Source organism: Flavobacterium sp. (assembly GCF_024642105.1).
GTDB lineage: Bacteria > Bacteroidota > Bacteroidia > Flavobacteriales > Flavobacteriaceae > Flavobacterium.
Genome location: NZ_JAHEBT010000052.1, coordinates 301,188 through 326,995, shown reverse-complemented (window position 1 = coordinate 326,995; position 25,808 = coordinate 301,188). Strand labels below are relative to the sequence as shown.

The window sequence follows — 25,808 nt, the reverse complement described above, 5'->3', positions numbered from 1 at the left end:
TTTTCTAAGCAATTCCTTTTGTAAACCAATAATACATGAAATAGTAAGGGGCTATTTCGAGAGCGCAAAGATACAAAATAAAATAAAACAACTTACTGAATATTAAATTTTGATAATTTTTTATGGAAATGATGTAAGTAATTAGGTTAGCTACTATTACGATTGCGATAATAGCAGAGGGTAGAGCAGTTGAAATGTGATCAAAATAAAAAAACAACATGTTAATTGGAAGTAAAAGAAGTCCAATATAGGTTCGGTACGTTACTTTTTGATGGTTAAATTGTTCTACAAATTCTTCGATATGAAATGAGGTTGCAATTATCTTTTCTACCAATACTTTTGCTAGAATGAAGAAAAGTAAAAAATTGGTAATTTGAATGTATTGCATCCAATCTGTTTTACTCCCGTACCCATAAATGCTTAAAGCGAGTTGGATAAAAAAGGCCAACGAAACGACTTGAACAAAAAATAAGGCTATCGTAAATCCGTTTTTTAAATTGCTGCTTTCTCGATACACTTTGTTGTATTTATCCGAAAAAAGTAGGTTAGCAAAATCGCTGAATCGATTTTCAAATACCGATTTGGTGATTGCAATGGTTGCAAAGCACATTAAAAATAAAAGCGTTGCCCAATCAGTATTCTCAGTTATGCGGGGATGAAGTACGTATTCAGTCATAGTGTGACAAAATTACTAATTTTTTATTTCATTCTTTTTATTATAATTTTATTATGACTCAAATGGCATAAAAAGCTTACTTTTGCGGTGAAATTACTCAAAAATATGAATGATTGCATTGTTATAATCCCTACCTATAACGAAATTGAGAATGTTGAGAGCATTATTAGAACAGTGCTTTCGCAACACAAACCATTTCACGTTTTAATTATCGATGATAATTCTCCAGATCACACCGCTGATAAAGTAATTGCGCTTCAGTCAGAATTTCCGGGGCGTTTGTTTTTGGAAAAAAGAACTAAGAAGTCAGGCTTGGGTACGGCTTATGTTCATGGATTTAAATGGGCAATGCAACATCAGTATGATTTTATTTTTGAGATGGATGCTGATTTTTCGCACAATCCTCACGACTTAGAAAAATTGTATCAGGCGTGTCATCTTGGTGATGCTGATTTAGCGGTAGGCTCTCGCTATGTTACGGGGGTTAATGTGGTCAATTGGCCTTTGAGTCGCGTTCTGTTGTCGTACTTTGCGTCGGTGTATGTGCGTTTAATTACTGGAATGAAAATTCATGATGCTACTGCGGGATTTGTTTGTTATAAAAGACAGGTATTAGAGAGTATCAATTTAGATCAAATCAAGTTTGTAGGTTATGCATTTCAAATCGAAATGAAATACCGCACTTTTTGTAAAAATTTTAAAATAACCGAGGTGCCTATCATTTTTACTGATAGAACCAAAGGACAATCGAAAATGAGTAATTCCATTATCGTAGAAGCGGTATTTGGCGTTATTGCACTACGATTAAAAAGATTAGTCAACACATTATAAGAAAAAGATAGGATGAACAGGGTTTTAATTAAGAATGCCAAAATAGTAAACGAAGGGACGATTTTTGAGGGCGATGTTTTAATTGAGGACGACTTAATTGTTGAAATTGCAGAAACGATTAGTGCTAAATCTGCTGAATGTAAAATTGTTGATGCCGAAGGAAATTATTTAATTCCAGGAGCTATCGATGATCAAGTACATTTTAGAGAGCCAGGGCTTACTCACAAGGGAGATATTGAATCCGAATCAAGGTCAGCGGTAGCGGGAGGAATTACTTCTTTTATAGAACAGCCTAATACGGTTCCGAATGCCGTTACTCAAGAAATTTTAGAAGAAAAATACGAGATTGCTTCCCGAAAATCATTTGCGAATTATTCGTTTATGATGGGAGCTACTAATGATAATTTGGAGGAGGTTTTAAAAACCAACCCGAAAAATGTAGCTGGAATCAAGATTTTCTTAGGTTCATCTACAGGAAATATGTTGGTGGATAATGAGGCTACTTTGGAACGTATTTTTTCTAGTACTCCGATGTTGATTGCGGTGCATTGCGAAGATGAAACGACTATTAAAAACAATTTAGCACAATACAAAGAAGAATTTGGAGAGGATGTTCCAGTGACGGCACATCACTTGATTCGAAGTGCTGAGGCCTGTTATCTTTCGTCTTCAAAAGCAATCGCTTTGGCAAAAAAAACAGGAGCACGTTTGCATATTTTTCATTTATCAACTGCTAAAGAAATGGATTTGTTTACCAATAAAATTCCATTGGAGGACAAAAAAATTACAGCAGAGGTTTGTGTGCATCATTTGTGGTTTACCAATGACGATTATGCTACCAAAGGCAACTTTATTAAATGGAATCCTGCGGTGAAAACAGCAGCCGATAGGGATGCACTTTGGAAAGCACTATTAGACGATAGGATAGATGTGATTGCTACTGATCACGCACCTCATACATTAGCCGAAAAACAACAATCGTACCTGAATGCGCCTTCTGGAGGACCGTTGGTTCAGCATGCAGTAGTGGCTTTGTTTGAAGCGTATCATCAAGGAAAAATAAGTATTGAGAAGATTGTGGAGAAAATGTGCCATAATCCTGCTAAAATTTTCAAAATTGAAAAGCGTGGATTCATCAAAGAAGGCTATTATGCTGATTTGGTTATTGTCAATGCAGGTTTGCCTTGGAGTGTTAAAAAAGAAAATATTTTGTCTAAATGCGGTTGGTCACCATTTGAAGGTTTTACTTTTAAATCAAGAATTACGCATACATTTGTCAATGGGCAATTGGTATATAACGCTTTTAAAGTAAAAGACATTCGTGCTGGAAAACGATTGCTGTTTAATAGATAATTGGGATGAAAAAGATACTACCATTTTTAGCAATTTTGACCTTTTTAGGGTGTAAAGAAGATTTGGTGAAGCAACCAAAGCATCTTATCGAAAGATCTCAGATGGTCAATATTATGTATGATTTATCATTGTTAGAAGCTATTAAATACCAAAATCCAGCGGTTTTAGATTCCAATCAAATCCGACCGAAACAATTTATTTACAAAAAGTATAAAATAGACAGTTTGCAATTGGCGCAAAATAATGTGTATTATGCTTCCGATTATAAAAACTATAAAATCATGTTTGACGAAGTAGTTCAGCGTTTGGAGAGGGATAAGAAAAAAGCAAAAGCCTTAATTAAATCGGAAGAAAAGAAAAACAAACTCCGACTGGCTAAACTAAAAAAGAAAAAGCAACAGGCGGTTAAAGTCAACGATTCTTTACAAACGATTCGTAAAAAAATAAATTAATTCTATAAAAAAAGCAGCACTATTGAAGTGCTGCTTTTTTATTTTTCAGGAGATTCTTTCCTTATTCTTTCTCTCGCCCAAAGCGTTCGAAAACACTAATGTAAGTGTTGAATGTTTTTTTAGACTTGTTATAAAAAGCAAGGTCGTTACTCTCTTTCATAATTTCTAACAGTCCTCTATAACGCTCAATATCGGTAATGATTTCCGTAGCGATATCGACTTGCTCTATTGCTGAAAGTTGACTGTAATAATCGAGATTTTCAGTATATTTTTTAATTAACTGGGTTAGTAATTGTTGTGCTTTTGCTTTCTCGCCTACTTCATAATACCCTTTTGCAAAAGGATCAACTAAAGAATAGTAGTCAAATTTATCCACAGGCATCTTGGTCATCGCTAAATCAATTACATTTTTTGCCTTCTCTCTTTTGCCTTCTTTAATTAATTGATTCATTAATCGAGATAAATTCATGCGGTAGGTAATACTATTTCTACGCGTTTCTGGGTCGTGATAAATAGTAGGACTTTCACTATTGCCCCAATCCCAATGCATTACTTTATTGTACATCACTTCAGAATCAATTTGGCCCATATCCATTTGACTTGCATCTTTGTCTAATGGAGTTCGAATAGGAACTAATTTGTACACCATTCCTTCTAGTTGGAGAAATTCTTTCATCCAAAGATAGTCGTCGCTATCAAAAGCACCACCACTAAAGTAGATAGGTCTTTTCCAATTATTGTTAGCTACTAAGTCTAGCATCATCAATCGGTTCTTATAAACAGCACTTCCTTTAATGTCGATGTCAATAGCCGAAACAATAGAATCATTGTACTGTGGACTTACCACTTTGTTTTTGATGATAGTATTTTTGTCGATAGGAATTCTGATTTTATTCGTTGGATAAAAATGAATGGTTTGTCCATTTTGCATTTCTACCGTTGATTTTGGATTTTTGATGAAAGCGATAAAATCCTTCACATCCCAACGTGTTTCTATCTTTGGGATATGGGCTACATAATCTAATTTGTCTCCTACATATTCATTGTGTTTAAATGAAATGGGTAGCGGGTCTGATTCGTAGCTTTTCATTTTCATTTGGTCAATGTACCAATCGGTCATAAAAAGGCTGGTGTTCACAATCTTCACATCAGTTCTGAAATTTTCAATTTCCTGAGCGTACCAAAGTGGGAAAGTATCGTTGTCTCCAATGGTAAATAAGATGGCGTTTTTGTCACAAGAACTCAAATACGCTTTAGCCATAGCTACGGCAGTATAGCGGTCAGAACGGTCGTGGTCATCCCAGTTTTGGAATCCCATAAGAACGGGTGCTGCTAATATACTAGCTGCAATGAAAATAGGTCCAGCAATTTTTGGAGCTAAATAATTTTTGGCACTTTCGTAAAGAGAATACACTCCAAAACCAATCCAAATCGCAAATACATAAAAAGATCCCACTAAAGCATAATCGCGTTCGCGAGGCTCAAAAGGTCTTTCGTTCAAGTATATTTTTAAGGCGATTCCAGTAAATAAAAATAAAGAAAGTAACACATAAAAACTTTTTCGGTCTTTGCTGGCGTGGTACATCAGTCCAATTAATCCTAAGATAAAAGGCAAAAAGAAATACACATTGCGACCTTTATTATTCAATACATCCGACGGTAAATTGTCTTGAGAACCCAAGTGCAAACTATCCATAAACGGAATGCCACTAATCCAGTTTCCGTTTAAATTGTCGTATCGTCCTTGTACGTCATTTTGACGACCTACAAAATTCCACATCAAATACCTCCAGTACATGTACCCAAATTGGTATTCAATCATAAAACTAAAATTATCAACGGTAGTTGGTTTTTCAATAATCAAGTAATCGCCGTAGTTTTTCAAGAAAGCCACGTATCCATCATTATCTATTTGTTTTTGAGCGTAGGCTTGTCTGAATTCAGTAACTACTTTCTCGATTTCACCTTTGAGTTGTGCAATGGCTTTGTTGTATTCTTCTTCAGTTAACTGATTAGCGTCAATTCCATATTTGGCCAAGTCTTCTTCAAAAGGATAATCGTAATTAATTTTGAATTCAGGCGGACTGGTAAAATTGATATAATTTTCGACATGTTCAGGGCTCCACAATCTTGGTAAAAATGTCTTTTGGTTGTCATCGCTGTTTTGTTCTGCATTTTTGAAATTATTAGTAATAGCATATTTACCAGTAGTATAATCTCTTTCGTAGTTAGGTGCTTTGTCAAGATAAGGTCTGTCTTTGTCTAGGCCGGCAAAAGTCTCTGTATATTGTGGTCCGTAAAAAAGCGGATTTACACCGTATTGTTCTCTATTGTAATAGGCAAGAACTTCGGCAGCATCCGAAGGTTTATTTTCGTTAATTACGGTATTGGCATTGGCCCGAATAGGCAACATCATCCAAGTTGAGAATCCAATTAAAATGAACAATGTACAAAGTATAATTGTGTTGTAAAAAACCAATCCTTTTTGTTTGGTGTAACGCAATCCAAAATAGAAAAACGCAATCAATAAAAGGGTTACAAAAATAGTTCCTGAGTTGAAAGGTAATCCCATTTCATTGACCATGAAAATTTCGGTTTTACCAAAGAAGGCCATCGTTAAAGGCAATAACATTTTGAAGATGAACAACAAAATCGAGATCACTACTACATTGGCAATAATGAAATTTTTAACGGTAACCGTTTTGTAATTTTTGAAAAAATATAAAAATCCAATCGCAGGAATGGTCAATAAAGCCATGAAGTGAACTCCAAAAGAAAGTCCAATCACAAGAGAAATAATTAACAACCATCTGTCTCCTCTTGGGGTATTCATTTCTTGTTCCCAACGCAAGCCTAACCAAAGCAGCAAGGCAATTAGTAAAGAAGCCATAGCATATACTTCGGCCTCCACAGCATTGAACCAAAAACTATCTGAAAAAGTATAAGCCAATGCGCCAACTAGCGAACTTCCAAGAATAACAATAGAGTTGTCTTTGTTTATTTCATTATACGAACCAATGATTTTTTTCAAAATCATACTGGACGACCAAAATAAAAACAGAATAGTAAATGCACTCGAAACCACCGAGGTCATATTGACCATCAAAGCAATATGCTCTTTGTCAATAGCAAACATAGCGAAAAATGCTCCAATCATTTGAAATAAAGGCGCTCCAGGCGGGTGACCTACTTCTAATTTTGCGGCAGTGGCGATATATTCTCCACAATCCCAGAAACTCATCGTTGGTTCAACGGTAAGGGTGTAAGTTACTAATGCTACCGCAAATGCAAACCAACCTAAAATAGTGTTCCATTTATTAAAATTGAAATCGGCCTTATTCATGATTAAAATTGGGTTTTTATTTTAAGATGCAAAGAAAATGTTTTTTTATGTAATCAGGCGAGCATTAACAAAAAATTCTACTATTGAAATTCGTGTAGTAATGAATTGGTTTTTAGTTGGTTTCTTATGGCTTTGGGTTAAACCCAAAAGTTTTTTGATAAAAACAATCCAAAAGTTTGCGCAAAATAAAATTTGTATTAAATTTGCACTCGCTTAACAGCACTGCTGGTCTATGGTGTAATGGTAACACAACTGTTTTTGGTGCAGTCTTTCAAGGTTCGAGTCCTTGTAGACCAACATAAAGCCTCTCAAGAAATTGAGAGGCTTTTTTTATGTAATAAATCGAACTTATAAAGAAGTAATTGATTTAATATATTCTTTCACCGATTTAAAATCAGTATTCAAAACCCCTTTTATTTTAGAATTGTCATAGTTACTTTTCGAATACGAGGCTTTGGCACTAGCCCGAGATAATTTTCTTTTTTGAAAGAAAAAAGTAGCTAAAAACCAATCCATTCTCCAAAATAGGTTCATTAGAAAAGGAGTAGCATGCCATTGAGGACGCTTCATCTGCATGCTGTCAGCAATACAGTTTAGGATTTCTTGAAACGAATAATTATTTTCAATTAATGTAAATCGTTCGTTTTTGACGTCGCTATTCATCAATTGGACACTTGCTTCGATTACATCAGTAACCGCAATAAATCCTGTTGTTCCTAGTGTGTAAAAAGACAATCCTTTGGCAACAGCCGAAAATAAGGCGCCACTTCCTTGTTCAGGGAATCCTGGACCTAAAATAATTCCCGGATTGACAATGAGTACGCTTAAGCCTTCTTGTTGCCCACGCCAAACTTCCATTTCGGCACCATATTTTGATATGGCATAATCGCTATGGGGCTTTTCTGGATTCCATTCGGTAGTTTCAGAAATGGTTATTTCTGCTGAAGTTGGATCTCCCAAAGCGGCAATCGAACTCACAAATAGCATTTTTTTGATTCCGTATGCCAAGCAAAAATTAATGATGTTGGCGGTGCCTTCAATATTGGTTTTCCGAATGACATCTTCCTCTTTTGGGTCAAAAGAAATCAGAGCAGCACAGTGGTAAACGAATTCAATATTTTGAAAGGCTATTTCCAAAGACGGAATGTCAAGAATATCGGCTTCGATCCATTGAATTTTTTTGAATAAATCGGATTTGTGGTAGAGCGAAAATAAATTTTTGGTTTTATCAATCGAAGTTGTAGTTCGATACATAGCGCGAACATTTTCTCCCTGCTCCACTAAATGGAGTAAGAGATGCGCACCCACTAAACCAGTACCACCTGTAACTAAAATCATGTCGTAAAGATACTTTTTTTTGCTATTGCCACGAAGTCACAAGGGCGTAAAGTTTTTGTCATTGCGAGGAGGAACGACGGAGCAATCTATTTAATCATTGATTTTTGAGTTTGACATTGCCATTGAATTTTGCCATTGAAATTCCTATCTTTGCGCAAATTGATTATAAAAATGAAAAATTTAGTAGAAGAATTACAATGGCGTGGCTTGGTTCATGATATCATGCCGGGAACCGAAGAACAACTTTTGAAAGAAATGACAACGACCTATATTGGATTTGATCCGACATCTGATTCGTTGCATATTGGAAGTTTGGTGCCAATTTTATTGTTAGTTCATTTGAAAAATTTTGGACATAAACCGATTGCTTTAGTAGGAGGCGCAACAGGAATGATTGGAGATCCATCAGGGAAATCAGATGAGAGAAATTTGTTGGACGAAGTTACTTTGGCACACAATGTAGAAGGAATCAAAGCGGTGCTTTCTCGTTTCTTGGATTTTAATTCGAAGGAAGTGAATGCGCCTGTTTTAGTGAATAATTACGATTGGATGAAGGATTTGTCGTTCATCAATTTTGCGCGTGATGTGGGTAAACGTATTACCGTAAACTACATGATGGCAAAAGATTCGGTTAAGAAACGATTGTCTGGCGAAGGCGAAGGAATGTCGTTTACTGAGTTTACCTACCAATTGATTCAAGGGTATGATTTTTATCATTTGCATAAAGAATACAACTGTTTGTTGCAAATGGGAGGCTCTGATCAATGGGGTAATATTACCACGGGAACCGAATTAGTGCGTCGTATGAATGCCGAAGGTGCCAAAGCGTATGCGATGACTTGTCCTTTGATTACTAAGGCTGACGGATCTAAATTTGGAAAATCGGAAGGCGGAAATGTCTGGTTAACGGCTGACAAAACTTCGGTATATAAATTTTACCAATTTTGGTTGAACACGACCGATGTAGATGCAGAAAAATACATTAAGATTTTCACCTTTTTAGATAAAGCAACTATTGAAGCTTTAATTACAGAGCATCAAGTGGCGCCACATTTGAGAGTGTTGCAAAGAAAACTGGCAGAAGAAGTAACCACTTTGGTACATTCTAAAGAAGAGTTGGAAAAAGCTATTAAAGCGTCGAATATTCTTTTCGGAAATGCTTCGGCAGCTGATTTGAAGCAATTGGACGAAGCGACTTTCTTAGAAGTTTTTGACGGAGTTCCTCAAGCTGAAATTGCTAAAAACGAAATCGAAAAAGGATTGGATATTGTGACGGTTTTAAATGAAAAAACAGGTTTCTTTAAATCCAATGGAGAAGCGAGAAGAGCCTTAACAGCCAATTCTATTTCGGTAAACAAAGAAAAAATAACCGAAGAATACCAACTTTCAACTAACGATTTGATCAACAATCAATTCGTGCTTTTGCAAAGCGGAAAGAAAAATTATTTTATTGTAAGAGTGAAGTAATTTTCATTTTTTATTAGCCGCAAAGGCACGAGGGCGCAAAGCAAATTGTAAAGAAATTTTTAAATCTTTGTGACTTCGAGCCTTAGTGGCAAAATTATTTCTTAGTACCGTTAATGGTTTCAAATAATTCCAATGCATTTCCATCAGTTAACATGGAAACATAATGGCAAATGTGTAGCAATCGGTCGTATAGATTTTCTTTTTCTAAATTGTGTTTTTCGGGTAGCATTTTTAAAATCAATTGGTCGTAATTTGAAGCTGTTCCGTTGAATTTATTGTTCATTGCCGAAATGAATTTATCCAATAAGGTTTGGATAATTTGGTAACCTACAATTTCTTTTTCGATGACTTCACGACTTTGATAAATATTTTTCACACTCAATTTAATAATGTCGTCCATTTGCGCTTTGTACTTGCTTTTATCCGTTAAAGCATACGGGAATTTTCCGGCTAAAATGGCTTCTTCATTTTCAATAAAAACGCGAACAGCATCATTTATTAAACTCCCAATAGCTAACGCTCTCAGATAGCTAATGCGATCTTCCTTGGTGTTTAAAGTGCTGTATTTAGTACTGTCAATTGAATCTTTAACTAATTTAATTAAATATTCCAGCGCATATTCTTCTTGGACTAAGCCCAAATTAATTCCGTCTTCAAAATCAATAATCGTGTAACAAATATCGTCTGCCGCTTCCACAAGATACGCCAAAGGATGTCTTTCAAATCCAATGTCTTTTCCTGATTTATTTGGAATTAAGCCCATATCTTTAGCCACTTCTTCAAAGAAATTTTTATCACTTTGGAAGAAACCGTATTTTTTATCGGCAATATTCTTAGTTGGTTTTTTAGGCAAACTTTCTTTAGGGTATTTCATAAACGCCCCCAGTGTAGCAAATGAAATTCGTAAACCACCTTCAATTCCAGGACGATTGGCTGTTAATACCGAAAATCCGTTGGCATTGCCTTCAAAATCGATTAAATCTTGCCATTGTTTTGAAGTGAGTTGGTCTTTGTAGTGTTGTCCTTTTCCAATCGAGAAATATTCGCCAATGGCTTTTTCGCCCGAATGGCCAAAAGGCGGATTTCCAATATCGTGTGCCAATGAAGCAGCGGCAACAATAGCGCCAAAATCATTCATGTGGTAGCCGTGAACTTCTTTTAAATGGGGGTATTTTTCTAAGATTTTTTTTCCTACCAATCGGCCCAAAGAACGACCCACTACCGACACTTCTAAACTATGCGTCAAGCGAGTGTGAACAAAATCGGTTTTGGAAAGTGGGATGACTTGGGTTTTATCTTGCAAACTTCTAAATGCAGCCGAAAAGATGATGCGGTCGTAATCCACTTCAAACCCCAGACGGGTATCGTCTTGTTCTACGCGTAATCTTTTGCCTTTGTCGCCTTGTCTTTTTAATGATAAAAGTTGTTCCCAGTTCATCGCTTGGTAGTATTTGTGAATTACAAATGTAAATAAAAAAGACTGTCTAAAAAGTCTAGATCTTGTCAAACTGAACTTGTTTCAGTTTCTATAAATAATCGATATTATTTTATAGATTCCGAAATAAATTCGGAATGACAATCCTTGTACTTTTTAGACAGCCTATTTGTGAATATTAGGAAAGATTAAAACGGTAAATCGTCTGGCTCTTCTTCATTTAAACTGGTTGCTGGAGCAAAAGTTTCTGCTGTTGGCATTGGAGGAGTTTGTGTGGCAGCAGCTGGAGCTTCTGCTTGTACTTTTCCAATTCTCCATCCTTGAATAGTGTTGAAATAAACAGTTTCGCCTTGTTGGTTTGTCCACTCACGACCTCTTAGATTGATGTCGATTTTCACTTGGTCACCTACTTGGTAATTGTTTAATAAGTCACATTTGTCTTGAACAAATTGTACCAAAATATGTTGTGGGTATTGTTCGTCTGTAGTAACAACAATATCTCTTTTTTTGAAACCACCAGAACCTACTTCTTTAGTTTGGTCAATCATTTTTACTCTTCCTGTAACTTCCATCTGTATTATTTTTTAAGTTTATTTCTTCTTTAGATTTACAAATATACTAACTTCTTCTTTTCTAGGCAAGAGGTCTTTTTTGGGATAGTGTCAATTTTTTCTTTGGCATAGGCCTAAAATCTTTTTCAAATTATTTCGTTACATTTATAATCTAAATTGAATCTATGTTTTTTTCGGATAGACGCAACACCACGCGCTGGTTCATCATCTTGGCTTCTTTTTGTATTATCTCATTAATACTTTGGAATACGTACACCTTTTTTCAAATATTCAAAAATGAGGAGCGTTTAAAAATGAATCTTTGGGCGAAGGCTCAAAAAACATTGATTAATGCAGATGCGAATACGGATGTGGAATTACCTCTTCAAATTTTTAGTACCAATTCGTCTATTCCAATTATTTTGACGGAGAACAACAAGATCATTAATACGGTAAATATTGACGATAAAATCATCGCAAGTACAACAGAATCGGCTCGATTTTTAACTAATCTTAAAAATGAAAACGACCCTATTGTCATTGAATATGCGCCTGGGAAGTTTCAAAAGTTGTATTACGGGAATTCGGCTTTGTTGAACAAATTAAAATATTATCCTATCGCTTTGTTATTGATTATCGTTTTGTTTGCTGCCTTGGTGTATAATTTTTACCGAAGTACCAAAATGGCGACTCAAAACAAACTTTGGGCGGGAATGGCAAAAGAAACTGCGCATCAAATAGGAACACCTCTTTCTTCATTAATAGGTTGGATTGAGCTGCTGAAAGCCGAAAATGTAGCGGAATCAACGACTTTCGAAATCGAAAAAGATATTGAGCGATTGCAAACCATTACCGACCGTTTTTCTAAAATTGGGTCGGAACCCAAATTAGAAAACCAAGATATTATCGCAGCAACGCAAGAAACCTTTGATTATTTGCAATCACGGTTTTCAAAACAAGTCGTGTTTTCTTTTCAGGCTCCTGAATTGCCTGTTTTTGTTTTGTTCAATGCTACTTTGCACAGTTGGACCATTGAAAATTTAGTTAAAAATGCCATTGATGCGATGAAAGGGAAGGGTAATTTAGATTTGGTTGTTGAGCAAGAAGGAGATTCAGTAAAAATTAAAGTTTCTGATACGGGAAATGGGATTCCTAAAAAGCAATTCAAAACCATATTTGAACCAGGCTTTACAACTAAACAAAGGGGCTGGGGTCTAGGATTATCGTTGACCAAAAGAATTGTGGAAGAATACCACAAAGGTAGTATCAAAGTGGTGCAGTCAGAAATAGGTAAAGGAACTACGATACAATTGAGTTATAAAAAAAGCGAATCAATTTAAACGGATTCGCTTTTGTATTTTTACAAATTACTCTGAATTGCTTTAGCTAAAGCCTCAAATTCATCTTTGCTCATCGTTACTTTGTTTTGGAAACGCATTTCGTCCATTTCGTTTAAGGGTATCAAATGAATGTGTGCGTGAGGTACTTCTAAACCTATTGCTGCCATGCCGATGCGTTTGCAAGGCACGGTTTTTTGTATTGCAGTGGCTATTTTTTTAGAAAACTGCATCAAACCTAAATACAACTCATCGTCTATTTCAAAAAGCTGGTCAATTTCTTGTTTTGGAATACACAGCGTATGCCCTTTAGCATTGGGATTGACATCCAAAAAAGCTAAAAAATTAGCATCTTCTGCAATTGTATAACAAGGAATTTCTCCGTTTACAATTTTGGTAAAAATAGAACTCATAGTATTTAAATTATTCTCTTGTAATTTCTAAGATATCAAATTTCAAAACACCATTAGGAACAGTAATTTCAGCTACTTCTCCTACCGATTTTCCTAATAATCCTTTCCCGATAGGAGAGGTTACAGAGATTTTTCCTGTTTTTAAATCGGCTTCGCTTTCGGCTACCAAAGTATATACCATTTCCATTCCGTTAGTTTGGTTTTTGATTTTAACTTTAGATAATACTAATACTTTAGAGGTGTCTAAATGACTCTCGTCAATTAAACGGGCGTTAGAGTGAATTTCTTCAAGTTTAGCAATGCGCATTTCTAACATACCTTGTGCTTCTTTGGCTGCGTCGTATTCGGCATTTTCAGATAAATCTCCTTTATCTCTTGCATCAGCAATATCTTGAGATGCTTTTGGGCGCATCACATTTTTTAAATAATCTAGTTCTTCTCGTAATTTTTTTAATCCTTCTGCGGTGTAATAAGATACTGTGCTCATAACTTCATTGTTTATATAAAATAGAAAAAATCCCATCAGGACGGGATTTCTTTCCACAAAGATACTATAATTTTAATTAGATTGTAACTATATTCGCTATGACAATCTATTTCAAATGTAAATAAATTAAATTTGTTTCGCTAATTTGTAGCTACTAATTCTTAAAATAATGAAAAAATCGGTATTGCTTTCTGTTCTTTTTTTGGTGTTTTTTTCTTGTTCAAATAGTGGACCTGTCAATACAAATCCTTTTATTCCTAATTATTCTTTTTCGGTGGACATCAATATGAATCTGCCATTGTATTCTAATCTTCAGTATCCTAGTAATGCGGTTTATTATGCGGGAAAAGGAGTGAAAGGACTTATTATTTTTAATACAGGAAGTGGTTACAATGTCTTTGATGCAGCTTGTCCGAATCAAAATGTAAGTTCTTGCTCTACAATGACCATTAACGGAATTGAAGCGGTTTGTCCTTGTGATGGTAAAACCTATAGTTTGTTTTCTGGTCAAGGGAGTTTACAATATCCTATGAAACAATACCGAGTAGATGTGAATGGGAATGTACTTCATATTTACAATTAAAAAATCCTGACATTGCTGCCAGGATTTTTCCGAATTTATAATATAAAGTAATCTAAAATTTCACCGTTAATCCTGCTAGGAAATTAGTTCCAGCTTGTGGGTAATAATAAGGATATACGTCCCACATGTATCCGTTTGAAATGTATTTTTTATCTAAAACATTGTTAATTAATCCTTTGATTACAATCGATTTGAAAATTGATTTCGGTTTTATTTCGTATGAAACATTCAAATCATTGATAAAATAATCGGTCAATTTAGATTCTGCCGACTCTATATTGTTCATGTATTGTTGCCCAACATATTTTTGTAGCCAAACAATTTGAATACTTTCGGTAGGTTTGTAAATGAAACTGTTTCCAGCAATTACAGATGGCGAATACGAGATGTCTTTGGTTCCATAATTTTGACCGCTTACCGCCAAATCTAAATTTTTATTACTACTTAAGGTAACGTTAGGATGAAGACTGATTTGTTTTGATACTACAATGGCAGCATCAACCTCTAAGCCTAATCGGTAACTTTTTTCACTGTTAGAACGGATAGGACTTCCAACATCGTCTAAGGTTCCAGTTAGAATCAATTGGTCTTTATAAGCCATATAATACAGATTAGAATTCAATTGAATTTTTTCGGTTAAGTACCTCCAGCCCAATTCAAAATCATTTAATTTTTCTGGTTTTACACTTCCTCCTCCTTCATAGTCGGTACGATTAGGTTCTCTATTCGCTCTTGCATACGAAAAGTACAAGTTGTTTTTAGAGTTGATGGTGTAATTTATCCCTGCTTTTGGATTGAAAAAAGAGAAATTATCATTCACTAAACCCGTTTCATACGAATTGGCTTTGTAGTGTACATTTCGAACTTGTAAGTCTCCAAAAAGACTCCATTTTTCATTTACTTGGTAATTGGCTTTCGCGAAAGCGGTACCGTCTGTTTTAGAAGCATAGTCATCATAATAGTGGTCGCCTAATTCTGATTGTGAAGCGTACCTTGCCCAAATTACTTTTCCAAAATGGTCACCTTCGTATTTGTTATAGCTTCCGCCAAAGATGAAATCCATTGTATCCGATTTGTAATTTGCCGAAAATGTAGTGCCATAAAAATCATTGTCCAACCATTTTTGACGAATTAAATCCGTGGTATTGATAGTGGTTCCATTGATTGAAATTGGAGTTAGGCCATAGCTCGAAAAATCAGCCTCTTCTTTATAGTTCTCATAATAGCCTTTTCCTTTGGTGTAATGGAATGCGAGGTTGGTGTTCCAAGTATTGGAAACTTTTTCGTTCCAATGCAATTGGTAGTGATCTTGTTGGTAATTGTCGGTTTCATTATTGTAGTAACGTGTTTGACCTAATTCGTCAGTAAAAATCCCCGCCGAATTAAAGGTTCTATCGCTTAACAAGGTTTCGCCGTCAATTCCGTTCCAAGATTGATAGGTTTTTTCTTTTCCTCCAAAAGCCAAAGCTTTGATTAATGTAGTTTTACCTACGTAAGTTCCTTGTAAAAAGTAAGATTTTAAGTCAGAACTCGCGCGGTCAATATAGCCATCTGATTCCAATGTAGAAAAACGTCCCGCGATTTCAAAATGATTATTGAGTAAACCGGTGCTGAATTTCACCGTGTGTTTGTGGGTGTTGAAACTTCCAAAAGAATTGGATATTTCGCCAGATGCTTTCTCTGAATAGGAATCAGTTAACATATTTAAACTGGCTCCAAAAGCACCTGCGCCATTCGTTGAAGTTCCTACACCACGTTGCAATTGCACACTTTGAAGCGACGAAGCAAAATCGGGCATATTCACCCAATACGTTCCATGACTTTCTGAATCGTTGTACGGAATTCCGTTAATGGTTACGTTAACACGAGTTGCATCGCTTCCGCGAACGCGAATTCCGGTATAACCTACGCCATTTCCAGCATCAGAAGTAGTTACTACGGATGGCATGTAATTCATTAAAATAGGAATGTCTTGTCCTAAATTTCGATTTTGAATTTCTTTTTTGGATAGGTTGCTAAAACTAACAGGAGTTTTGGAAGTTACTCGAATCGCCGAGACTAATACTTCGTCGAGTTGATTTACTCGCGTTGTGTCTTTTGGTTTTTCTTGAGAAAATAATGCCAAAGAGAACAATAGAAATGAGCTTAGAAACAGTTGTCTATGGCTCGTTTTGAATAATAAAAATTTCATTCGTAAATAGATTACGAATAACAGGGGTAAATTATTCTTGGTTAAAAAATTAAAATGGTTACTCTAGACTTCAAAATTAACGTGCACATTAATTGTTTTTAGTCTGTTTTCCCTTAGCAGCATTACCTGCCCAGGTTCATTGGGTATAATCTCAGCTGTCATTCTGAACTTGATTCAGAATCTAGCACCCCGTGAGACGGGGCAAAGATAGAAAATTCAATTTCAATAGCAATGGCAATTTCAGAAATCAATTTCAATTTCAAAAAAATCCATGAAATCTGTGTTGACCAATAAAATTAATCTAAATCAGGTTTTCTACGGGATTTTTTAATTTCGCCCAAGTTTTTTTTGTCTTTTATTCTTTTTCGGATTGCTGCTTTTGGAACTTTAGTTGCTTTTCTTTCTTTGGGTACAAAAAGCCCTTTTTTGATAAGTTCCAAAAATCGTTTGATTACAATTTCCTTGTTTTTGAGTTGGCTCCGATCTTCGTCGCAATGTAAAATTAAAACACCGTCTGTGGTTAGTCGGGAAGCTAAATTGGAGTAAATTAAAATTTTTTCTTCCTCAGAAAAGGCTTGTGATTTTTGGATATCAAAGGTTAAAACGACTTTTGAAGCAACTTTGTTCACATTTTGACCACCCGCTCCACTACTGCGGACGGCTTTGAAAGTAAGTTCGGTCAAAAGTTGTTCTCTGTTCATTTTTTTTGTTTTTTTATTGCCGCGAAGTCTCTAAGACCGAAAGATTTTTATTAAATATATAAGTCATATAAGTTTTATCTCCTTGCGAACTTCGTGCCTACTTTGTGTTCTTTGTGGTTACGTTTTTTTTCGTAGATTCGACTTGATGTTATTGGTTTAAAAATAAGAATTATTTACTTATTCCTTTAAGATACATTTGAACAAATTCCAAAGAAGATTGACCTTTTTGTAATGCTACCGTCAAATCATCAATGATTGAAATAGCTTTTTGTAGTCGTAATTTTTTGTCTCCTGAAAGGGTGATAAAAGGTTTATGATTATCAATTAAGGATTGTTTGAAAACACTAAAAACTGTTTCGCGTCCTTCAGGTTTGTCGCGCAAATCGTCTTTTTCCCAAGGCACATCGATATCGGTTAGAAAGAATAAATCGTATTCGTGTTCCCGTGCGGCTTGGTCTAAAGCAGGTTCACAATAGTTGTAATACACTTCGGAAAAGACTTTGGTTACCATTAAATTGGTGTCGCAAAAAAGATATTGATTGGCAGTTGCTGTCTTTTTGTTTTCTAGCAGTGTTTGCCCGTAAGCTATGGGCAACATGTCATCTACATCGCAAATGGCTTGTTGTTTGTCCCATTTTTCTTGAAGATAATCGCGCGCAAATTCGGGTACCCAATCGGTTTTGTAGTATTCTGCCAATTGTTTTGCCAAAGTGGTTTTGCCGGTACTTTCGGGACCAAATAAGGCAATTTTTATTATTCTTTTAGCGCCTGTTGGGAGCTGTTTAAGGTTTTCTTCCATTCTAAATAGCCGTAAACGGCAACAATTGTAAATACTATATATTGAAAACTAGTAAAAGTAAATCCCTTTGCAAAATACAACGGAATTGAAACCAAATCTCCAATAATCCAAAACACCCAATTTTCTATTTTACGTTTGGCCATAAGCCACATGCCAATAAAGAAAATTCCGGTGACAAATGTGTCCACATACGCATACCAAGTATTGAATTTGTTAAAATAGTGGTAGACAGCAACTACAAATGCGACGGTAAAGATAAAGATAAATAAAGAAATACGTTTTTCGTTAGTCGAAATAACTGAAATAGGAAATTCAACAACGTCTCCTTTTTTTCTAGTCCAATGATACCACCCATAAATACTCATGATAAAATAGTAGCCGTTAATCATCATGTCGCCCCACAATGTCCATTTCCATAGTAGATACACATAAATTAAAGTGCTAATTATTCCGGTAGGAAAAACTAGAATGTCATCTTTTTTAGCATACCAAACACTGGCTATTCCTAATATCACGGCAATCAGTTCTAAAACAATATCATACGTCTGGTAGTCTTTGTATTGCGAAAAGAAGAATTCTAACATAATTATTTTGCTTGAGTTGGAGTGTTATTTTCAAAGGCATACACTAATGTAAAATTGGTGTCGAGTTCTGAAAAATGAATGGTAAATTTTTGGTTGGTACCGTTATAATTTAAATCGGCTATGGTTTGTTGTTCATTCAATTCGAAAAGAGCAACTTGAATATGATCTTTAAAACTGATTCCTTTTTCGTTTCTAATTTTGAAAATAGCTTCTTTAGCACCCCATTTCACGGTTAGTTTTTTGATGTAGTCGTTGGTATCCATTTTTTGGAGACGTTCGAGTTCTTTATCATTGACAAATTTATGGGCGATTTTTAGAATTGTATCGCGTTGCATTTCGATGTCGATACCAACGGCTTCGGGACTCAAAATAATGGCCGAAAAGTGATGGGAATGGGTAATCGAAATGTGTTTTTCGTCTATTAAATGCGGTTTGCCAAATTCATCATAATACAAATCAAAATCCGAATAACCCGCTAGTGCTAATAATTTCCGAATACTTAGAAAAGCACGTTGGTGCATTTCAGATTTCATTCCGTTGAGGCGCAATTGATTTTTTTCGTTCAATTGGACTTCTTGGTTCAATTGTTCAAACGATTCGGTAATATTCCAAATCAGGATTTGTGTGTTGGAATTGTGCTGAATAGTTTTATACAATGGCATACCGAAAACGTGTTTTAGCCCCGACAGTAGTGACATCCTTTGCTGCCAGTTTTTGGCAGTAAAGATAAAGCGAATGGCGGGAATAGCTCCAAAAAGAAATAAATTTCAATTATTTTATTGATTTTTAAAAGATTAGCACCCTAAACAATTCATAAAAGTAGGGGAATGTTTTTAAAATCATAAGTTATTATGTAATTTTGCAAAAATTTTTACAATAACAAATATACTATAAATGAGTACAGCAACGACGCCTTATGTGGCTTACAAAGTAAAAGACATTTCTCTAGCGGCTTGGGGAAGAAAAGAAATTGAATTAGCAGAAGCTGAAATGCCAGGATTGATGGCACTTCGTGCAGAATATGCAGCCGAACAGCCTTTGAAAGGAGCTCGTATTGCAGGATGTTTGCACATGACGATTCAAACTGCAGTTTTGATTGAGACTTTGATTGCTTTGGGTGCTGAGGTAACTTGGTCTTCTTGTAATATTTTCTCTACTCAAGATCAGGCTGCTGCTGCTATTGCTGCTGCTGGAATTCAAGTATATGCTTGGAAAGGTTTGAACGAAGTAGATTTTGACTGGTGTATTGAGCAAACCTTATTCTTTGGTGAAGACAGACAACCATTGAATATGATTTTGGACGATGGTGGTGATTTGACTAATATGGTTATTGATCGTTACCCTCATTTAGTTGAAGGAATCAAAGGATTGTCTGAAGAAACTACAACAGGAGTACATAGATTATACGAAAGAGTAAAAGCAGGAACATTACCAATGCCAGCGATTAACGTAAATGACTCGGTTACTAAATCGAAATTTGACAACAAATACGGATGTAAAGAATCGGCTGTAGATGCGGTAAGAAGAGCTACCGATATTATGTTGGCTGGAAAAAGAGTTATTGTTTGTGGTTACGGAGATGTTGGAAAAGGAACAGCCGCTTCTTTTAGAGGTGCAGGTTCTATTGTAACGGTAACTGAAATCGATCCAATTTGTGCTTTACAAGCAGCAATGGATGGTTTTGAAGTAAAGAAATTGAATACAGTTATTGGTACAGCTGACATCATTATTACTACAACAGGAAATAAAGATATTGTGTTAGGATCTCACTTCGAACAGATGAGAGACAAAACGATTGTATGTAACATCGGACACTTTGATAACGAAATTGATATGGCTTGGTTGAACAAAAACTTTGGTCATACTAAAAACGAAGTAAAACCTCAAGTAGATATCTACAACGTAAACGGAAAAGATATTATCATCTTGGCTGAAGGTCGTTTGGTAAACTTGGGTTGTGCTACAGGTCACCCAAGTTTTGTAATGAGTAACTCATTTACCAACCAGACTTTGGCACAAATCGAATTGTGGAAAAACAGTGCGGCTTATAACAATGAGGTGTATATGTTACCAAAACATTTAGATGAAAAAGTAGCGGCTTTACACTTGGCGAAATTAGGTGTGGAATTAGAGACATTACGTCCAGAGCAAGCAGCTTATATTGGAGTTGAGGTTCAAGGGCCATTCAAACCAGAATACTACAGATACTAAGTCATTGCGAGGTAACGAAGCAATGGTAATCTTTTAAACTAAAAACCCTTACAGCAATGTGAGGGTTTTTTATTGCTTATTATCGTTATATTTGTTTGTATTAACAACTAAAAATAATGCTATGGAAATGAATTTTATTTCGCCTGTAGTGGCGGCTTTTACTACTTTATTAGTGGGTTTTGTATGGTACCATCCAAAGGTTTTTGGAGCAGTTTGGATGAAAGAAACAGGTTTGACACAAGAAGAATTGCAAAAAGGCAATATGCTTAAAATCTTTGGGCTAACATTTATCTTTTCTATTTTTATTGGAATGATAATGCAGTCATTAACCATTCATCAGATGGGTGCTTTGGGGATGGTTGGCGGACCAACAATTACAAGTATAAAACCTTCTTTTGCGGCTTTTATGGCTGATTATGGAATGGCTTTTAGAACGGCAAAACACGGTGCTTTGCATGGTTTTATGACGGGCTTGTTTTTTGCTTTCCCAATGATTGCTATTAATGGTTTGTTTGAAAGAAAATCTTGGAAATACATCTTCATCCATGCTGGATTTTGGACCGTTTCATTGATGATTATTGGAGCAATTGTTTGTGCTTGGGTTTAAAATCAGCATAATAGTATAAAACAAAAAACCTGTTTCGTGAGAAACAGGTTTTTTAATGATATATAAAATCTTACTGATTATGCTTCGAATGGAAGGATAGAAACGTATGATTTCTTATCTCTTTTCTTTTGGAACTTAACAACTCCATCAACTTTTGCATGTAAAGTGTGATCTTTACTGATGTAAACGTTTTCACCTGGATTGTGTTTAGAACCTCTTTGTCTTACGATGATGTTTCCAGCAATAGCAGCTTGACCACCAAAAATCTTAACGCCTAAACGTTTTGATTCTGATTCTCTACCATTCTTCGAACTACCGACACCTTTCTTGTGAGCCATGACGTATTGGTTTTAATATTGTTAATTATTCTTTAGTATCTTCTTTTTTAGCTTTTGGTGCTGCTTTTTTAGCTTTAGGAGCTGGTTTAGCTTCTTCAGTTGCAGGCGCTTCAGCTACTACTTTTTCTTTTTTAGGTGCTGCAGCTTTTTTAGCTCCACCTACTGTAATACCTTCAATTACAATTTGAGTAAGATATTGTCTGTGACCGTTTCTCTTTTTGTATCCTTTTCTTCTTTTCTTTTTGAAAATGATAACTTTGTCTCCTTTTAAGTGTTGTAACACTTTAGCTTCTACAGAAGCACCTTCTATAGCTGGGGCGCCTAAAGTTACATTACCTTTATCGTCTAATAAAAGAACTTTGTCAAAAGAAACTTTTGAACCTTCTTCGTTAGCCAAACGGTGAACATAAACCTTTAAGTCTTTGCTTACTTTGAATTGTTGCCCTGCTATCTCTACGATTGCATACATACGAAATTGTTTTTATTAATTTTAAGGTTGCAAATATACAACTAATATTTTACTGTGCAATCTCTCTGGTGAAAAAGTTTTTAGCGCTATTTTCTTTAAAGAAAAGAAGTGTTAATTTTTTATCAAAGTTGAATTTGTAACCCAATTCCAATTAAAAAAAACTATTTTTGATGTAACAATATTCCTTTTGGGATATCTAATAAATTCCTTGGGAGTATTAAACCCTAAATCTAATTTAAATTATTAATCTTTATGAAAAAATCTATCATGATGTTAAGTGCTGCATTGATGCTGGGAGGAGTCGCTTCTGCTCAGAAAGTCGCCTTTGAAGAGTATGACTTAGACAATGGATTGCATGTAATTTTGCACAACGATCCGTCAGCCCCAACGGTGGTGACCTCGGTAATGTACCATGTCGGTGCCAAAGATGAACAACCAGATCGAACTGGTTTTGCTCACTTTTTTGAACATTTGTTGTTTGAAGGAACACAAAATATTAAACGAGGCGAATGGTTTAAAATTGTCACAGGAAATGGCGGTGTAAATAACGCCAATACTACGGAAGACAGAACCTATTATTACGAAGTTTTTCCTTCTAACAATTTAGAGTTAGGTTTGTGGATGGAAGCAGAACGTTTATTGCATCCTGTAATCAATCAAATAGGAGTAGATACTCAAAATGAGGTAGTAAAAGAAGAGAAAAGATTGCGTTATGACAACAGTCCTTATGGTCAATTATTACCGCAAGTGAAGAAAAACATGTTTAAAAATCATCCGTACCGTTGGACAACTATTGGTTCAATGGAACATTTGGATGCAGCTAAGCTAGAGGAATTTCAAGCGTTTAATAAAAAATTCTACATTCCAAATAATGCCGTTTTAGTTGTTGCTGGAGATTTCAAACCAGAACAAGCTAAAGAATGGATTCAGAAGTATTTTGGAGTGATTTCAAAAGGGACACCAATCAAGCGTGAAATTTATGAGGAAGCTCCAATTACAGAAACTATCAAAGCCAAATTTGAAGATCCAAATATTCAATTGCCAATGATGGTTACTGCATACAGAACACCATCAATGAAAACTCGTGATGCCCGTGTATTAGATATGATTTCGTCTATCTTGAGTGATGGGAAAAGTTCAAGAATGTACAAAAAGATTGTTGACGATAAGAAAATGGCACTTCAGATAGGAGCGTTCAATTACAGTCAAGAAGATTATGGGACGTACATCTTGTATGGTCTACCTCAATCTCCATTCACAGCGGCTAATTTGCTTGCTGAAATAGACGAAGAAATTGTCAAATTACAGACTGAGTTAATTTCTGAGAAAGATTTACAAAAATTACAAAACCAATTTGATAATCAATATGTAAATAGTAATTCAACCATTGAAGGTATTGCTAATAATTTAGCTACGTATCATTTGTTGTACGGTGATGTAAATTTAATCAACACCGAGATCGAAATGTATCATTCCATCACTCGTGAGGAAATTAGGGATATTGCTAAGAAGTATTTGAATCCAAACCAAAGAATGGTATTGGACTATGTGCCAGTGAAAGATAAATCCCAAAACTAAGATACATCATGAAAAAATCAATTATAATTTTATCAAGCTTATTTATATCAGCGATAATGCAAGGACAAATCATCCCTCAACCCAAATCAGGAGTAGCCCCAACAATTAAAATAGGGAAACCAGAGTCATTCCAATTAAAGAATGGGTTGAAAGTAATGGTGGTTGAAAATCATAAATTACCTAGGGTTTCGTTTACGCTAACTTTAGATAATGCCCCTTATGCCGAAGGAGCTAAAAAAGGAGTCTCTGATTTGACTAGTAGTCTTATTGGTAACGGAACCAAAAAAATCTCTAAAACGGCTTTCAATGAAGAGATTGATTTCATGGGAGCCAATATTAGTTTTAGTTCCAATGGTGCTTCTGGAAATACATTGTCTAAATACGCGGGTCGTGTTTTAGAATTATTAGCTGATGGCGCTTTAAATCCTAACTTCACTCAAGCTGAATTTGACAAAGAAAAAGCCAAAATGATTGAAGGCTTAAAAGCAAGTGAAAAAAGTGTTCCTGAAATTGCCTCTCGAGTTAATGATTTCTTGACTTTTGGAAAAAATCATCCTAATGGTGAATATGTGAGTGAGGCTACTTTGAAAAATGTTACTTTGGCTGATGTTCAAGCAAATTACAATACGTATTTTGTTCCTGCAAATGCCTATTTAATTATTGTAGGTGACGTTAAGTTTGCCGAAACTAAAAAAGCAGTTGAAAAATTATTTGGTTCTTGGAAAAAAGCAGTAGCTCCAGTTCAAGCTTATGCAGAGCCAAAAGATGTTGCTTTTTCGCAAATCAATTTTGTAGATATGCCCAATGCGGTACAGTCAGAAGTGGCTGTGGTGAATTTGGTTAATCTAAAAATGACCGATCCAGATTATTTCCCAGCTTTGGTTGCCAATCAAATTTTAGGAGGGGACTTTAATAGTTACCTGAATATGAATTTGAGAGAAGCTCACGGATGGACGTATGGAGCAAGATCAAGCATTCGTGGAGATAAACGCATTACGAAGTTTGAAGCATCCACTCAAGTTCGAAATGCAGTAACAGATAGTACAGTAGTTGAAATTTTCAAAGAATATAAAAAAATCAGAACGGAAAAAGTGTCTGATGATATGCTTGCTAGTGTAAAAGCGGGTTATATCGGGCGTTTTGTAATGCAAATTGAAAAACCACAAACAGTTGCGGGTTATGCTTTGCGAATTCAAACGCAAAATTTACCCGTTGATTTTTATGAAAACTACATCAAAAACATCAATGCGGTAACTGCTGACGATGTATTACGTGTAGCCAATAAATATTTTTTAGCAGATAATAGCCGAATCTTAATTGTAGGTAAAGGTGCTGATGTAGCTCCAGCATTAGAAAAATTGAAAATTCCGATTTTGTTTTTTGACAAATACGGGAATGCTGTAGAAAAACCAGTTTTCAAAAAAGAAGTTCCTAAAGGAATGACTGCCAAAACGGTTTTGGATAATTATATTAAGGCTATTGGTGGCGAAAAAGCCGCTCTTGCGGTGAAAACAATTGCAATGGTTGGGTCAACTACTATTCCGCAAGCTCCAGCTCCTTTAAGTTTCAATTCCAAAATTGACGCAAAAGGTAAATTAGTGGTAGAGCTAGCAATGGGCGGAATGAGTTTGATGAAGCAATTAGTAAATGAAAAAGGTGGTTTTGTCATTCAACAAGGTCAGAAAGTAGAAATTAAAGGCAAAGATTTGGAAGATTTGAAAGCAGCTGCGACGCCATTTGAAGAGTTGAATCTATTGAAAAAACCGGAAGTGAGTTTAACAGGAATAGAAACTATCAACGGAACGGAAGCCTATGCTTTGAAAAACGGAAAAACAACCTTGTACTATGATATTAAATCAGGTTTGAAAATTGCGGATGTTATTACAATTGAGCAAGGTGGAAAAACGATGAATAAAACCAATTCTTATTTAGACTACCGTGAGGTAAAAGGAGTGAAAGTCCCATTTAACTTGGTTCAAAATGTAGGTTTTGAATTGAATGTGAAAATGTCTGATGTGAAAATTAACGAAGGAGTAACAGATGCTGATTTTCAATAAATAGCGT

General features: G+C 35.4%; 24 protein-coding genes and 1 tRNA gene. 11 read left to right on the top strand and 14 right to left on the bottom strand.

Annotated elements, in window-relative coordinates; all coding sequences use genetic code 11:
- Positions 1–4 precede the first annotated feature (4 nt).
- Positions 5–676, bottom strand: coding sequence for a DUF4271 domain-containing protein (locus Q0L65_RS07045; protein WP_296684801.1), 672 nt, complete (start codon positions 674–676; stop codon positions 5–7).
- 105 nt (positions 677–781) lie between these two features.
- Here Q0L65_RS07045 and Q0L65_RS07040 point away from each other — a divergent pair, with 105 nt between their 5' ends.
- The 3 genes from Q0L65_RS07040 to Q0L65_RS07030 are packed head-to-tail and all read left to right on the top strand — an operon-like array spanning position 782 to position 3,312.
- Complete coding sequence (locus Q0L65_RS07040; RefSeq protein WP_296684799.1) at positions 782–1,507, top strand: polyprenol monophosphomannose synthase; 726 nt, start codon at positions 782–784, stop codon at positions 1,505–1,507.
- Between the two features lie 12 nt (positions 1,508–1,519).
- On the top strand, positions 1,520–2,860 hold the full coding sequence (locus Q0L65_RS07035; RefSeq protein WP_296684798.1) for a dihydroorotase: 1,341 nt from the start codon (positions 1,520–1,522) through the stop codon (positions 2,858–2,860).
- Positions 2,861–2,865: 5 nt separating this feature from the next.
- The gene (locus Q0L65_RS07030) at positions 2,866–3,312 is read left to right on the top strand and encodes a DUF4296 domain-containing protein (protein WP_296684796.1); all 447 of its coding nucleotides are present in this window, start codon (positions 2,866–2,868) and stop codon (positions 3,310–3,312) included.
- A gap of 61 nt (positions 3,313–3,373) precedes the next feature.
- Here the strand turns inward: Q0L65_RS07030 and Q0L65_RS07025 are convergent, their stop codons facing one another.
- Complete coding sequence (locus tag Q0L65_RS07025; protein ID WP_296684794.1) at positions 3,374–6,655, bottom strand: DUF2723 domain-containing protein; 3,282 nt, start codon at positions 6,653–6,655, stop codon at positions 3,374–3,376.
- Positions 6,656–6,881: 226 nt separating this feature from the next.
- Between Q0L65_RS07025 and Q0L65_RS07020 the strand changes: the two genes are divergently transcribed.
- Positions 6,882–6,952 (top strand) — tRNA-Gln (locus Q0L65_RS07020).
- A 51-nt stretch (positions 6,953–7,003) separates the two neighbouring features.
- Here the strand turns inward: Q0L65_RS07020 and Q0L65_RS07015 are convergent.
- Positions 7,004–7,993, bottom strand: a complete 990-nt coding sequence (locus Q0L65_RS07015) for an NAD-dependent epimerase/dehydratase family protein (protein ID WP_296684793.1) — start codon at positions 7,991–7,993, stop codon at positions 7,004–7,006.
- A 171-nt stretch (positions 7,994–8,164) separates the two neighbouring features.
- Here Q0L65_RS07015 and tyrS point away from each other — a divergent pair, with 171 nt between their 5' ends.
- The gene (tyrS, locus tag Q0L65_RS07010; RefSeq protein ID WP_296684791.1) at positions 8,165–9,460 is read left to right on the top strand and encodes a tyrosine--tRNA ligase; all 1,296 of its coding nucleotides are present in this window, start codon (positions 8,165–8,167) and stop codon (positions 9,458–9,460) included.
- A gap of 94 nt (positions 9,461–9,554) precedes the next feature.
- Here tyrS and Q0L65_RS07005 read toward each other — a convergent pair whose 3' ends face one another.
- Together Q0L65_RS07005 and Q0L65_RS07000 are read right to left on the bottom strand one after the other, a co-directional pair.
- Entirely contained in the window at positions 9,555–10,898 is a 1,344-nt protein-coding gene (locus tag Q0L65_RS07005) for a deoxyguanosinetriphosphate triphosphohydrolase (RefSeq protein ID WP_296684790.1), read from the bottom strand.
- 185 nt (positions 10,899–11,083) lie between these two features.
- Positions 11,084–11,467 carry a DUF3127 domain-containing protein gene (locus tag Q0L65_RS07000; protein ID WP_296684788.1) on the bottom strand — a complete coding sequence of 128 codons (384 nt, stop codon included), beginning with the start codon at positions 11,465–11,467 and terminating at the stop codon, positions 11,084–11,086.
- A 164-nt stretch (positions 11,468–11,631) separates the two neighbouring features.
- Here Q0L65_RS07000 and Q0L65_RS06995 point away from each other — a divergent pair, with 164 nt between their 5' ends.
- A complete protein-coding gene (locus Q0L65_RS06995; RefSeq protein ID WP_296684785.1) occupies positions 11,632–12,786 on the top strand; it encodes a HAMP domain-containing sensor histidine kinase in 1,155 nt (384 codons plus the stop codon).
- Between the two features lie 20 nt (positions 12,787–12,806).
- On the opposite strand, the gene Q0L65_RS06990 is transcribed toward Q0L65_RS06995, so the two are convergent.
- Together Q0L65_RS06990 and greA are read right to left on the bottom strand one after the other, a co-directional pair.
- Positions 12,807–13,196 carry an HIT family protein gene (locus tag Q0L65_RS06990; protein ID WP_296684784.1) on the bottom strand — a complete coding sequence of 130 codons (390 nt, stop codon included), beginning with the start codon at positions 13,194–13,196 and terminating at the stop codon, positions 12,807–12,809.
- 10 nt (positions 13,197–13,206) lie between these two features.
- Positions 13,207–13,683, bottom strand: a complete 477-nt coding sequence (gene greA, locus Q0L65_RS06985; RefSeq protein WP_296684782.1) for a transcription elongation factor GreA — start codon at positions 13,681–13,683, stop codon at positions 13,207–13,209.
- A gap of 169 nt (positions 13,684–13,852) precedes the next feature.
- Here greA and Q0L65_RS06980 point away from each other — a divergent pair, with 169 nt between their 5' ends.
- Positions 13,853–14,266 (top strand): hypothetical protein, encoded by a 414-nt coding sequence (locus tag Q0L65_RS06980; RefSeq protein WP_296684779.1) that lies wholly within the window; start codon positions 13,853–13,855, stop codon positions 14,264–14,266.
- Between the two features lie 52 nt (positions 14,267–14,318).
- On the opposite strand, the gene Q0L65_RS06975 is transcribed toward Q0L65_RS06980, so the two are convergent.
- The 5 genes from Q0L65_RS06975 to Q0L65_RS06955 all read right to left on the bottom strand — a co-directional run bounded on the left by Q0L65_RS06975 (position 14,319) and on the right by Q0L65_RS06955 (position 19,203).
- The gene (locus tag Q0L65_RS06975) at positions 14,319–16,457 is read right to left on the bottom strand and encodes a TonB-dependent receptor (protein WP_296684776.1); all 2,139 of its coding nucleotides are present in this window, start codon (positions 16,455–16,457) and stop codon (positions 14,319–14,321) included.
- A gap of 296 nt (positions 16,458–16,753) precedes the next feature.
- On the bottom strand, positions 16,754–17,158 hold the full coding sequence (arfB, locus tag Q0L65_RS06970; protein ID WP_296684774.1) for an alternative ribosome rescue aminoacyl-tRNA hydrolase ArfB: 405 nt from the start codon (positions 17,156–17,158) through the stop codon (positions 16,754–16,756).
- Positions 17,159–17,327: 169 nt separating this feature from the next.
- On the bottom strand, positions 17,328–17,957 hold the full coding sequence (locus tag Q0L65_RS06965) for an ATP-binding protein (protein ID WP_366051449.1): 630 nt from the start codon (positions 17,955–17,957) through the stop codon (positions 17,328–17,330).
- Positions 17,912–18,541 (bottom strand): nicotinamide riboside transporter PnuC, encoded by a 630-nt coding sequence (pnuC, locus tag Q0L65_RS06960; protein WP_296684773.1) that lies wholly within the window; start codon positions 18,539–18,541, stop codon positions 17,912–17,914. Before pnuC ends, Q0L65_RS06965 begins: the two co-directional genes overlap by 46 nt.
- Before the next feature lie 2 nt (positions 18,542–18,543).
- The gene (locus Q0L65_RS06955; RefSeq protein ID WP_296684770.1) at positions 18,544–19,203 is read right to left on the bottom strand and encodes a 4'-phosphopantetheinyl transferase superfamily protein; all 660 of its coding nucleotides are present in this window, start codon (positions 19,201–19,203) and stop codon (positions 18,544–18,546) included.
- Between the two features lie 232 nt (positions 19,204–19,435).
- On the opposite strand from Q0L65_RS06955, the gene ahcY reads away from it, so the two are divergent.
- Together ahcY and Q0L65_RS06945 are read left to right on the top strand one after the other, a co-directional pair.
- Positions 19,436–20,752, top strand: coding sequence for an adenosylhomocysteinase (ahcY, locus tag Q0L65_RS06950; protein WP_296684768.1), 1,317 nt, complete (start codon positions 19,436–19,438; stop codon positions 20,750–20,752).
- A 121-nt stretch (positions 20,753–20,873) separates the two neighbouring features.
- Positions 20,874–21,359: a DUF1761 domain-containing protein gene (locus Q0L65_RS06945; RefSeq protein ID WP_296684766.1), complete on the top strand. Its 486-nt coding sequence runs from the start codon at positions 20,874–20,876 to the stop codon at positions 21,357–21,359.
- A gap of 77 nt (positions 21,360–21,436) precedes the next feature.
- Here the strand turns inward: Q0L65_RS06945 and rpmA are convergent, their stop codons facing one another.
- Both rpmA and rplU read right to left on the bottom strand, forming a co-directional pair.
- Positions 21,437–21,697, bottom strand: a complete 261-nt coding sequence (gene rpmA, locus Q0L65_RS06940) for a 50S ribosomal protein L27 (RefSeq protein ID WP_296684764.1) — start codon at positions 21,695–21,697, stop codon at positions 21,437–21,439.
- A gap of 25 nt (positions 21,698–21,722) precedes the next feature.
- Positions 21,723–22,166 carry a 50S ribosomal protein L21 gene (rplU, locus tag Q0L65_RS06935; protein ID WP_296684763.1) on the bottom strand — a complete coding sequence of 148 codons (444 nt, stop codon included), beginning with the start codon at positions 22,164–22,166 and terminating at the stop codon, positions 21,723–21,725.
- A 252-nt stretch (positions 22,167–22,418) separates the two neighbouring features.
- On the opposite strand from rplU, the gene Q0L65_RS06930 reads away from it, so the two are divergent.
- Together Q0L65_RS06930 and Q0L65_RS06925 are read left to right on the top strand one after the other, a co-directional pair.
- Positions 22,419–23,744 carry a pitrilysin family protein gene (locus Q0L65_RS06930; protein ID WP_296684761.1) on the top strand — a complete coding sequence of 442 codons (1,326 nt, stop codon included), beginning with the start codon at positions 22,419–22,421 and terminating at the stop codon, positions 23,742–23,744.
- A gap of 8 nt (positions 23,745–23,752) precedes the next feature.
- On the top strand, positions 23,753–25,801 hold the full coding sequence (locus tag Q0L65_RS06925) for a pitrilysin family protein (RefSeq protein ID WP_296684759.1): 2,049 nt from the start codon (positions 23,753–23,755) through the stop codon (positions 25,799–25,801).
- Positions 25,802–25,808: the final 7 nt, after the last annotated feature.

Bases quoted from the DNA above. Each gene is read 5' to 3' on its own strand.
- Q0L65_RS07045 (WP_296684801.1), bottom strand. From the start codon at position 676: ATGACTGAATACGTACTTCATCCCCGCATAACTGAGAATACTGATTGG.
- Q0L65_RS07040 (WP_296684799.1), top strand. From the start codon at position 782: ATGAATGATTGCATTGTTATAATCCCTACCTATAACGAAATTGAGAAT.
- Q0L65_RS07035 (WP_296684798.1), top strand. From the start codon at position 1,520: ATGAACAGGGTTTTAATTAAGAATGCCAAAATAGTAAACGAAGGGACG.
- Q0L65_RS07030 (WP_296684796.1), top strand. From the start codon at position 2,866: ATGAAAAAGATACTACCATTTTTAGCAATTTTGACCTTTTTAGGGTGT.
- Q0L65_RS07025 (WP_296684794.1), bottom strand. From the start codon at position 6,655: ATGAATAAGGCCGATTTCAATTTTAATAAATGGAACACTATTTTAGGT.
- Q0L65_RS07015 (WP_296684793.1), bottom strand. From the start codon at position 7,993: ATGATTTTAGTTACAGGTGGTACTGGTTTAGTGGGTGCGCATCTCTTA.
- tyrS (WP_296684791.1), top strand. From the start codon at position 8,165: ATGAAAAATTTAGTAGAAGAATTACAATGGCGTGGCTTGGTTCATGAT.
- Q0L65_RS07005 (WP_296684790.1), bottom strand. From the start codon at position 10,898: ATGAACTGGGAACAACTTTTATCATTAAAAAGACAAGGCGACAAAGGC.
- Q0L65_RS07000 (WP_296684788.1), bottom strand. From the start codon at position 11,467: ATGGAAGTTACAGGAAGAGTAAAAATGATTGACCAAACTAAAGAAGTA.
- Q0L65_RS06995 (WP_296684785.1), top strand. From the start codon at position 11,632: ATGTTTTTTTCGGATAGACGCAACACCACGCGCTGGTTCATCATCTTG.
- Q0L65_RS06990 (WP_296684784.1), bottom strand. From the start codon at position 13,196: ATGAGTTCTATTTTTACCAAAATTGTAAACGGAGAAATTCCTTGTTAT.
- greA (WP_296684782.1), bottom strand. From the start codon at position 13,683: ATGAGCACAGTATCTTATTACACCGCAGAAGGATTAAAAAAATTACGA.
- Q0L65_RS06980 (WP_296684779.1), top strand. From the start codon at position 13,853: ATGAAAAAATCGGTATTGCTTTCTGTTCTTTTTTTGGTGTTTTTTTCT.
- Q0L65_RS06975 (WP_296684776.1), bottom strand. From the start codon at position 16,457: ATGAAATTTTTATTATTCAAAACGAGCCATAGACAACTGTTTCTAAGC.
- arfB (WP_296684774.1), bottom strand. From the start codon at position 17,158: ATGAACAGAGAACAACTTTTGACCGAACTTACTTTCAAAGCCGTCCGC.
- Q0L65_RS06965 (WP_366051449.1), bottom strand. From the start codon at position 17,957: ATGGAAGAAAACCTTAAACAGCTCCCAACAGGCGCTAAAAGAATAATA.
- pnuC (WP_296684773.1), bottom strand. From the start codon at position 18,541: ATGTTAGAATTCTTCTTTTCGCAATACAAAGACTACCAGACGTATGAT.
- Q0L65_RS06955 (WP_296684770.1), bottom strand. From the start codon at position 19,203: ATGCCATTGTATAAAACTATTCAGCACAATTCCAACACACAAATCCTG.
- ahcY (WP_296684768.1), top strand. From the start codon at position 19,436: ATGAGTACAGCAACGACGCCTTATGTGGCTTACAAAGTAAAAGACATT.
- Q0L65_RS06945 (WP_296684766.1), top strand. From the start codon at position 20,874: ATGGAAATGAATTTTATTTCGCCTGTAGTGGCGGCTTTTACTACTTTA.
- rpmA (WP_296684764.1), bottom strand. From the start codon at position 21,697: ATGGCTCACAAGAAAGGTGTCGGTAGTTCGAAGAATGGTAGAGAATCA.
- rplU (WP_296684763.1), bottom strand. From the start codon at position 22,166: ATGTATGCAATCGTAGAGATAGCAGGGCAACAATTCAAAGTAAGCAAA.
- Q0L65_RS06930 (WP_296684761.1), top strand. From the start codon at position 22,419: ATGAAAAAATCTATCATGATGTTAAGTGCTGCATTGATGCTGGGAGGA.
- Q0L65_RS06925 (WP_296684759.1), top strand. From the start codon at position 23,753: ATGAAAAAATCAATTATAATTTTATCAAGCTTATTTATATCAGCGATA.